This is a genomic window from Streptomyces sp. NPDC060027, assembly GCF_042737005.1.
Classification (GTDB): domain Bacteria; phylum Actinomycetota; class Actinomycetes; order Streptomycetales; family Streptomycetaceae; genus Streptomyces.
Window position 1 is genome coordinate 1 of the sequence record NZ_JBHWVI010000305.1, and the last position, 8,111, is coordinate 8,111.

Below are 8,111 nucleotides of genomic sequence, written 5' to 3' on the forward strand. Positions count from 1 at the left end.
GGGCTGAGCATCAGCCCCGGCCGGCGCGCGCGTTCCGGTCCCCGGTCCCTACGGCGTGGTCGCCGCGGCGGTCGTGGGTCCCTACGGCGTGGTCGCCGCGGCGGTCTTGAGTCCCTTGGCCGGCGGGCGCGCTTGCCAGTCCTCGACCACGGTGTGCACCCGGATCGCGGTGAACACGAGGACCGGGAGGACCGTGAGGACCGGGAGCGCCATGATCGGCTCCCCGTCCCGGGCCGCAGGAGGCCGCCGCCTCCCCGATGCCCAGTTTTGTTCTGGTTCGGGTAGCTTCGAAGGCATGAGGGTCGCACACACCCGAGGACTTCCGGGCCTGTTGGTCGCACTGGCGCTCGCGGCCCTGGCGGCGCTGTGGTTCCCGGCGCCCCGGGCCCACGCGGCCACCGACGTCTCCACCGTCGCGGCGGCCCTTCGCGAGAGCCCCGTCTATGTGGACCCGGCCGCCTCCGCCCAGCTCTCGGCGCCGGAGGCCGACGCTCTCGCCGCCAAGATCAAGAAGGCGGACAAGCCCGTCTTCGTCGCCGTGCTCCCCGCGGACTTCCCCACCCAGAACCTCTTCCAGAACCTGCGCACCGCCACCGGGATCACCGGCCTCTACGAGGTCAGGCTCGGCGACCGCTTCGACGCCCGCGCCGACTCCGCGGTGATGTCCCGCTCCGCCGTGCAGAACCTCGTCACCAGCGTCCAGGGCGTGAAGGACGCGAACACCCAGCTGAACGACTTCACGGACCGCGCGCTCACCAACATCCGCGGTGCCGCCCCCGCGAGCTGGGGCGGCGGCGGCACGGGCGACGGAGGCGTCTCCACGGGGGCGCTGGTCGCGGTCGGCGCGGTGGCCCTCGTCGGCGGCGCGGGCGCGTACACGGTCGTACGCCGCAACCGGCGCCGCAAGGAGGAGGAGCAGCGGGCCGCGCTCGACAGGCTCCGCGTGGTCGTGGACGAGGACATCACAGCCTTCGGCGAGGAACTGGACCGTCTCGACTTCCACCCCGCGGAGGCGGGCGCCGACGACGCGATGCGCGCCGACTACGAACGCGCGCTGGACGCCTACGAGCAGGCGAAGTCCTTCATGGGCGCGGCCCAGCGCCCCGAGGACGTACGCGCTGTCACCCAGTCCCTGGAGGAGGGCCGCTTCTCCCTCGCCGTGCTGGCCGCGCGCCGCGAGGGCCGTCCGGTCCCCGAACGCCGCGCGCCCTGCTTCTTCGACCCCCGGCACGGCCCGTCCGTCGCCGACGCGGCCTGGACACCCGCCGGGGGCGCCTCCCGCGAGGTCCCGGTCTGCAAGGCGGACTGGATCCGTCTCGCCGACGGCGAGGACCCGGCGGTCCGCGAGGTCGAGACGGACCACGGCCGCCGTCCGTACTGGGACGCGGGTCCGGCGTACGGCCCCTGGGCGGGCGGCTACTTCGGCGGCGGCCTGCTGCCCGGCCTCCTCGTCGGCACCGTGCTCGGCAGCATGATGGCGAGCCCTTCTTACGGGGCCGCCTACGGCACCGGATACGGCGACTTCGGCGGCGGTTACGACGGTGGCGACGTCTCCGGTGCCGACTTCGACGCGGGCGACTTCGGCGGCGGCTTCGGGGACGGCGGGGGCGGCGACTTCGGTGGCGGCGGAGACTTCGGCGGCGGCTTCTGAGGGAGCCGGCGCTACTTGGCGGCGCGCTGCCTGTGGCCCGTCACCTTGGCGATCCAGGCGAGGAACTCGCCCGGGTCGATGTTCGAGCCGTGGCCCTCGTCCCAGTAGTAGAAGTGGTCGACGTCGTCGCCCAGGTTGCGCGCGGCGGCCGCGAGGTTCGCCGAGACCGTCAGCGAGGTGTCGGAGTCCTTGGTGCCGAGACGGATCCACCAGTGCCTGGAGCGGCCCGGGTTGTCCCGCCGGAGGTGGTACATCGGGTTCATCAGGTTCAGCTTCTCGGGGATGTCGCTCTCGAGCCGCTTGCCGGTCACGCCGGTGGTGTCGTTCTTCAGGCTGTACGCCGTGAAATGACGGGCCTCGGCCTTGCCCTTGCCGAACTCGTTGTTCTCGCCCGCGGAGAGGTCGAAGGCGTCGAAGGCCGGTGTCGTCTTCTTGCGGGCGCCCACGTGGGTCAGGAAGTCCTCCCACGTGAACGTCGCTTCGCCGCCGGACCAGGTGATGAAGGGGTTCGCGGCCAGGTAGGTCGCGCGGTCCGCGTCCGAAAGGTCCGCGAGGTACTTGCCGGCCGAGGGCTGCAGATACGTCATGACCAGGTACGCGTCGAGGTTGCGGGCGTTCAGCGGACCGAAGCCGTTCGAACCGCGCAGTTTCAGGCCGGCCTGGTACTCGGCGAACTGCGACCGGAGCGCCCTGGAGACGGTCTGGTCGACGACCTTGCCGGTGCTCGCGGTGACGTTGGCGCCCCAGTTCCACTCGTAGGCGCCGTCGGCGTGCTCCAGGTCGGTGATCGGGCACCAGGCACCGGTCGCGAAGATCGCGTCGCTCGCGTCGGCGGCGCCGAGCTCCTTCAGGTAGGAGTCGTAGATGCGGCTGTCGCCGGACGCGCCCAGCAGCGACGACAGCGCGCCGCCCGCGCTGGTGCCCGTGGAGACGATCCGGTCGGTGTCGCCGGGGATGACGCCCTTGTTGGCGCGGACGTAGCGCACCGCGGCCTTGAGGTCGACGATCGCGGCGGGCGCGGTGCCGTAGTAGGCGCCGTCCGCGTCGGTGAGCGTCCGGCCGCGTGCGCCCGGCTCCACGACGACGTAGCCCGCCGCGAGACCCAGCTTGCCGAGGTTGACCATGCCGCCCTGGGCGTTCACCATCGCGTTGCCGCCGGACGGGACCTCGCCGGTCCCGCCGCTCGCGGAGGCCGGGGCGCTCGTGGACGCCGAGGCGCCGGCGGAGGGGCCGCCGGTACCGCCGCCGGGTCCGCCGGTCATGCCCGCGCCGCCCACACCGGTGGCGTCCGCCACGGACGAGGGCATGTAGCCGCCCACCGAGTTGGCGAAGACGATGGGCGCGCCGGTCGCATCCACGGCGATGCCGTCGATCGAGACGGGGACGCTGACGTTCAGGCTCTGGTACTTCGCGTCAACCGGGTCGGCGACATAGGTGACGGCCTTCCAGAAGTGGTAGACCACCTCGCGGTCCTTGCCGTCGGCATCCGTGATGGTCGTCGTCAGCTCGGTGTAGGCGTCCTTGTCGAAGACCAGGGTGCCCGCCGATGTGGCGGTGGACGTGCCGTTCGCGTTCGCGTTCAGGGCGAAGCCGCCGGCCACCGCGGCTCCCGCGGTCGCTCCGATGCCCATGACCACGGTCCTGCGCTTCACTGCCCTGTGCTTCACTGAGATTTCTCCCCTTCGCGGCATCTTCGATTTCGCGGCACATTCGATCTGCCGACGCCCTGTTCGCTCTTGTTCCGCGAACGTAATTCGCTGTCCACAAAAGTGTCAACAATTCTGTTGCTTTCATTGTGAACACTCATGAATTCCCGGCGGGCGCACAGAGAACGCGGCGAAATCGGAGCCCCTTCGGGACAGGAATCGACCCGAAGACTTCGGGACAGGAATCGACCCGAAGACCCGAGGAAGTCCTAGCGTTCTTCCATGGCCAACCTCGATGGGGCAGAGAGCGCGTCAGGGTTCGAGACCTTCGCGGACGCGGACCGGCTGGACGCGTGGCTGACCGCCCACGCGGGACATCGCTCCGCCGTGTGGGTGAAGGTCGCGAAGAAGGGGGCCGGGCTGGTCTCCGTGAGCGCGGCGGACGTCAACGACGTGGCGCTCTGCCACGGCTGGATCACCGGTCACCGCAAGGGGTTCGACGACGCCTACTTCCTCCAGCGGATCACGCCACGCCGGCCGGGCAGTCTGTGGTCGACGGTGAACGTGCGGCGGGTCGAGGAGCTCACCGCGGCCGGGCGCATGCGGCCCGGTGGCCTGGCGGAGGTCGAGGCCGCGCGGGCGGACGGCAGATGGGCGGCCGCGTACGCGTCGCAGAGGGAGGCCACGGTGCCGGACGATCTCGCCGCGGCGCTCCGGGAGAACCCGCGGGCCCGGCGGTTCTTCGACGGCCTCGCCAAGACCGATCAGTACCTGGCCGTGGTGGGCCTGCTGAGGGCGCGCACGCCGGAGACCAGAGCCGCGCGCCTGCGGGCCGTGATCGGCGAACTGGAGGCCGGGCGCCGGGTGACGTGAGGGCGGGCGGACGGCGGAGTGCCCGCTGTCGGGGCCGTGGACACCGGCGTACGCGTCGGCGTGTGCCCGGACGCCGGAGCGCCCGCCCTCTCCCCGAGGGGAGCAGGAGGGCGGGCGCGCTCGGGGTGCCGCCGGAGCGAACGGTTCGGCCGGCGCGGGTCGGCGGGAGCCGACGGCTCAGCCGGCGTTCTTGATCGCCGAGATGTCGAAGCTCAGCTTGATCTTGTCGGAGACGAGGACGCCACCGGTCTCCAGGGCCGCGTTCCAGGTGAGGCCCCACTCGGAGCGCAGGATCTCGGCCTTGCCCTCGAAGCCCACGCGCTCGTTGCCGAACGGGTCCTTCGCGGCGCCGTTGAACTCCAGGTCGATGGAGATCTGCTTGGTGGTGCCGAGGATCTCCAGGTCGCCGGTGATCCGGTAGTCGTCGCCGCCCAGGGCCTCCGCCTTGACGGAGCGGAAGGTCATCGCCGGGAACTCGTCGGTCTTGAAGAAGTCGGCGCTCTTCAGGTGACCGTCGCGGTCCGCGGACCCGGTGTCGATGCTGTCCATCTTGACGTCGAGGGTGGCCGTCGACCTGGCCGGGTCGCCGCCGTCCAGGTGCAGCGTGCCCTCGAAGTCGTTGAACTTGCCCTTGACGTTGGTGACCATCGCGTGCCGCGCCACGAAGCCGATCGTCGAGTGCGCCGGGTCGATGGTGTAGTCGCCGGTCAGCGCGGCCAGGTCCGGGTTGACGGCGGTGGCCGTCGCGGTGGCCGAGGACTCGGCGGTGTCGGTGGTCTTGCGGCCGAAGATGCCCATGACGTGCTCCTTGGGGGGACGGGCCGCGGTTCGGTTCCGAGCCACGGCGTCAATCTGTTGAATGTTCAACGAGCTCAACAAGGGCAACCGTAGACCTATTCCGTTCAAGTTTCAACATTATTCGGAGCGCGCTTCCGGCGTCACGGTGAGTCATCTCGGTCCGCCCTCTGGCGGACGCGCGTAGAACTCGGGCACCATCTGCGTGCACCCCCTGCACAGCCGCCCCACAGGAAGCACGGCCGTACGTCCGTACGGCCGCCCGACGGTCCTCCGCAGGAAAGGTCCCCCCATATGAAGTTCAGGTCCGCGCTGACCGCCCTCGCTCTCGTCGTGGCCCCCGGTATCGCCGTCGTCGGCACCGCCACCGACGCCTTCGCCGTCACCAAGATCAGTCACGCCACCGCGACCTCGATGTTCCGCCAGGTCGGCGTCACCTGGTCGTCCTCCGGTGGCTGCTCCGACCGCAACAACTCCACCTGTACGTCGTTCGAGCAGCTCAACCTCGCCACCGCGCAGGGTGCCCAGACGCTCAAGGGGTCCAGCGGCTGCGCGCTGAACATCACCGGCGGCACCGAGACCGGCCACGCCGGCGGCACGTACTCGCACTGGAACGGCTACAAGCTCGACTACGGCAAGAACACCTGCGTCACCGCCTACATCAAGAACAACTTCACCTACATGGGCCTGCGCGGCGACGGCGCCCCGCAGTACAAGTCCGGCGCCGGCAACATCTACGCCGACGAGGGCAACCACTGGGACGTCATCTACTACAACTGCGGCGGCTGCTGATCCGTCGCCGCGGGGTGCGCGGACCCTCGAACGGAGGTCCGCGTCACCCTGGTGACGGCATGTGCCCCGCGTGAATGTGAGGTGGCTCTCGGCCGATGGGTTTGTGTGATCTCTACAAGCTCAGGCCCCTCTGAGCAGTCAGATCGCCTGCATGTGGTGGCGGTTCTGTTCAGGGGTACCAGGAAAACGGTCCGGAGACTGTGCAGAGTCGACGGGCCTCTTTCCTTGGTGGACTTCGTAAGGTCACTACATGACCGTTTTGGACGAGGCCGACACCGCAAGCTCCACGAGCCCCACAGGCGAACCGACGGACGCGCGCGGACGTGTGGCGGAACTGCACGCCATCCGTGCGGAGGCGCTGCGGGGCCCCAGTGAGAAGGCGACCGCGGCGCAGCACGCCAAGGGCAAGCTGACCGCCCGGGAGCGCATCGAGCTGCTGCTGGACGCGGGCTCGTTCCAGGAGGTCGAGCAGCTGCGCCGGCACCGGGCGACCGGGTTCGGCCTGGAGGCCAAGAAGCCGTACACCGACGGTGTCATCACCGGCTGGGGCACGGTCGAGGGCCGCACGGTCTTCGTGTACGCGCACGACTTCCGCATCTTCGGCGGCGCGCTGGGCGAGGCCCACGCCACGAAGATCCACAAGATCATGGACATGGCCATCGCGGCCGGCGCGCCCCTGGTGTCGCTGAACGACGGCGCGGGCGCCCGGATCCAGGAGGGCGTCTCCGCGCTGGCCGGCTACGGCGGCATCTTCCAGCGCAACACCAGGGCCTCCGGCGTCATCCCGCAGATCTCGGTGATGCTCGGCCCGTGCGCGGGCGGCGCGGCCTACAGCCCGGCGCTGACCGACTTCGTCTTCATGGTCCGCGAGACCTCGCAGATGTTCATCACCGGCCCGGACGTGGTCAAGGCGGTCACCGGCGAGGAGATCACCCAGAACGGCCTGGGCGGCGCCGACGTCCACGCGGAGACCTCCGGCGTCTGCCACTTCGCGTACGACGACGAGGAGACCTGCATCGCCGAGGTGCGCTACCTCCTGTCGATGCTCCCGCAGAACAACCGTGAGAACCCGCCGCGCGCCGACTCCGCGGACGCGGCCGACCGCCGCAGCGAGGTGCTGCTGGACCTGGTCCCGGCCGACGGCAACCGCCCGTACGACATGACCAAGGTCATCGAGGAGCTCGTCGACGACGGCGACTACCTGGAGGTCCACGAGCGCTGGGCCCGCAACATCATCTGCGCGCTGGCCCGTCTCGACGGCATGGTCGTCGGCATCGTGGCCAACCAGCCGCAGAGCCTCGCGGGTGTGCTCGACATCGAGGCGTCCGAAAAAGCTGCACGCTTTGTCCAGATGTGTGACGCTTTTAACATCCCGATCATCACGTTGCTGGACGTGCCTGGGTTCCTCCCGGGCGTCGACCAGGAGCACGGCGGGATCATCCGGCACGGCGCGAAGCTGCTGTACGCGTACTGCAACGCGACGGTGCCGCGGATCTCTCTCATCCTGCGCAAGGCGTACGGAGGTGCCTACATCGTCATGGACAGCCAGTCCATCGGGGCCGACCTCACCTACGCCTGGCCCACGAACGAGATCGCCGTGATGGGCGCCGAAGGTGCCGCCAACGTCATCTTCCGCCGCCAGATCGCCGATGCCGCCGATCCCGAGGCGATGCGCGTCCGCATGGTCAAGGAGTACAAGGCCGAGCTGATGCACCCCTACTACGCCGCGGAGCGCGGTCTGGTCGACGACGTCATCGACCCCGCGGAGACCCGCGAGGTCCTGATCAAGTCGCTCGCGATGCTGCACACCAAGCACGCGGACCTGCCCTCCCGCAAGCACGGCAACCCCCCGCAGTAACCCTGCGGATCCTCCGCGGTACCCCCGCGGAAACCTCTCTCATGGAGACTGAAACCTATGAGCACCCCTGACATCCGCGTCGAGAAGGGCCACGCCGAGCCCGAGGAGGTCGCCGCCATAACGGCCATCCTCCTGGCCCGTGCCGCCGCTGCTCCCACTGATGCCGCTCCTGCCCACCGCGCCCACCGCAAGGCAGGCTGGCGCCGCCTGGAGCGCGAGCCCGGCTTCCGGGCCCCGCACAGCTGGCACTGAGTGTTCTGACGCCGACAGCCCCGTCCTCCTGATGGAGGGCGGGGCTGAGGTGTGTCCGGAGGGCTAGCAGGGCCCTCCGGCGCGAACAGGGGGCGTTCCGGCGGGCGTTCGGGGGTACGGGGTCACCCCGCCGCTCAACGCGGCCGTACGGGGCAGGAGTTCGCTCGGAGCCCGCTCGCCGCGGCGTACCGGGCGGGAACGGTGGCGGCGTGACCCTTCTCGACGCGGGGGAGACGGACAACGG

8 protein-coding genes are annotated in these 8,111 nt (G+C 70.2%); 5 read left to right on the plus strand and 3 right to left on the minus strand.

Annotation, left to right across the window (positions count from 1 at the left end):
- Positions 1-81: 81 nt before the first annotated feature.
- Positions 82-213 carry a hypothetical protein gene (locus ACFWBT_RS39605; RefSeq protein ID WP_385708701.1) on the minus strand — a complete coding sequence of 44 codons (132 nt, stop codon included), beginning with the start codon at positions 211-213 and terminating at the stop codon, positions 82-84.
- Between the two features lie 82 nt (positions 214-295).
- On the opposite strand from ACFWBT_RS39605, the gene ACFWBT_RS39610 reads away from it, so the two are divergent.
- Positions 296-1,651 carry a hypothetical protein gene (locus ACFWBT_RS39610; protein ID WP_385708704.1) on the plus strand — a complete coding sequence of 452 codons (1,356 nt, stop codon included), beginning with the start codon at positions 296-298 and terminating at the stop codon, positions 1,649-1,651.
- 11 nt (positions 1,652-1,662) lie between these two features.
- On the opposite strand, the gene ACFWBT_RS39615 is transcribed toward ACFWBT_RS39610, so the two are convergent.
- The gene (locus ACFWBT_RS39615) at positions 1,663-3,282 is read right to left on the minus strand and encodes a subtype B tannase (protein WP_385708719.1); all 1,620 of its coding nucleotides are present in this window, start codon (positions 3,280-3,282) and stop codon (positions 1,663-1,665) included.
- Positions 3,283-3,579: 297 nt separating this feature from the next.
- Here ACFWBT_RS39615 and ACFWBT_RS39620 point away from each other — a divergent pair, with 297 nt between their 5' ends.
- Entirely contained in the window at positions 3,580-4,170 is a 591-nt protein-coding gene (locus ACFWBT_RS39620; protein WP_385708707.1) for a YdeI family protein, read from the plus strand.
- 177 nt (positions 4,171-4,347) lie between these two features.
- Here ACFWBT_RS39620 and ACFWBT_RS39625 read toward each other — a convergent pair whose 3' ends face one another.
- Positions 4,348-4,968, minus strand: coding sequence for a YceI family protein (locus ACFWBT_RS39625; RefSeq protein ID WP_385708710.1), 621 nt, complete (start codon positions 4,966-4,968; stop codon positions 4,348-4,350).
- A gap of 291 nt (positions 4,969-5,259) precedes the next feature.
- Here ACFWBT_RS39625 and ACFWBT_RS39630 point away from each other — a divergent pair, with 291 nt between their 5' ends.
- The 3 genes from ACFWBT_RS39630 (at position 5,260) to ACFWBT_RS39640 (ending at position 7,867) form a co-directional block, all read left to right on the plus strand.
- Entirely contained in the window at positions 5,260-5,757 is a 498-nt protein-coding gene (locus tag ACFWBT_RS39630) for a hypothetical protein (protein ID WP_385708713.1), read from the plus strand.
- Between the two features lie 250 nt (positions 5,758-6,007).
- Positions 6,008-7,615: an acyl-CoA carboxylase subunit beta gene (locus tag ACFWBT_RS39635; protein ID WP_385708716.1), complete on the plus strand. Its 1,608-nt coding sequence runs from the start codon at positions 6,008-6,010 to the stop codon at positions 7,613-7,615.
- Between the two features lie 57 nt (positions 7,616-7,672).
- Positions 7,673-7,867: an acyl-CoA carboxylase subunit epsilon gene (locus ACFWBT_RS39640; RefSeq protein WP_266763125.1), complete on the plus strand. Its 195-nt coding sequence runs from the start codon at positions 7,673-7,675 to the stop codon at positions 7,865-7,867.
- Positions 7,868-8,111: the final 244 nt, after the last annotated feature.

Bases quoted from the DNA above. Each gene is read 5' to 3' on its own strand.
- ACFWBT_RS39605 (WP_385708701.1), bottom strand. From the start codon at position 213: ATGGCGCTCCCGGTCCTCACGGTCCTCCCGGTCCTCGTGTTCACCGCG.
- ACFWBT_RS39610 (WP_385708704.1), top strand. From the start codon at position 296: ATGAGGGTCGCACACACCCGAGGACTTCCGGGCCTGTTGGTCGCACTG.
- ACFWBT_RS39615 (WP_385708719.1), bottom strand. From the start codon at position 3,282: ATGGGCATCGGAGCGACCGCGGGAGCCGCGGTGGCCGGCGGCTTCGCC.
- ACFWBT_RS39620 (WP_385708707.1), top strand. From the start codon at position 3,580: ATGGCCAACCTCGATGGGGCAGAGAGCGCGTCAGGGTTCGAGACCTTC.
- ACFWBT_RS39625 (WP_385708710.1), bottom strand. From the start codon at position 4,968: ATGGGCATCTTCGGCCGCAAGACCACCGACACCGCCGAGTCCTCGGCC.
- ACFWBT_RS39630 (WP_385708713.1), top strand. From the start codon at position 5,260: ATGAAGTTCAGGTCCGCGCTGACCGCCCTCGCTCTCGTCGTGGCCCCC.
- ACFWBT_RS39635 (WP_385708716.1), top strand. From the start codon at position 6,008: ATGACCGTTTTGGACGAGGCCGACACCGCAAGCTCCACGAGCCCCACA.
- ACFWBT_RS39640 (WP_266763125.1), top strand. From the start codon at position 7,673: ATGAGCACCCCTGACATCCGCGTCGAGAAGGGCCACGCCGAGCCCGAG.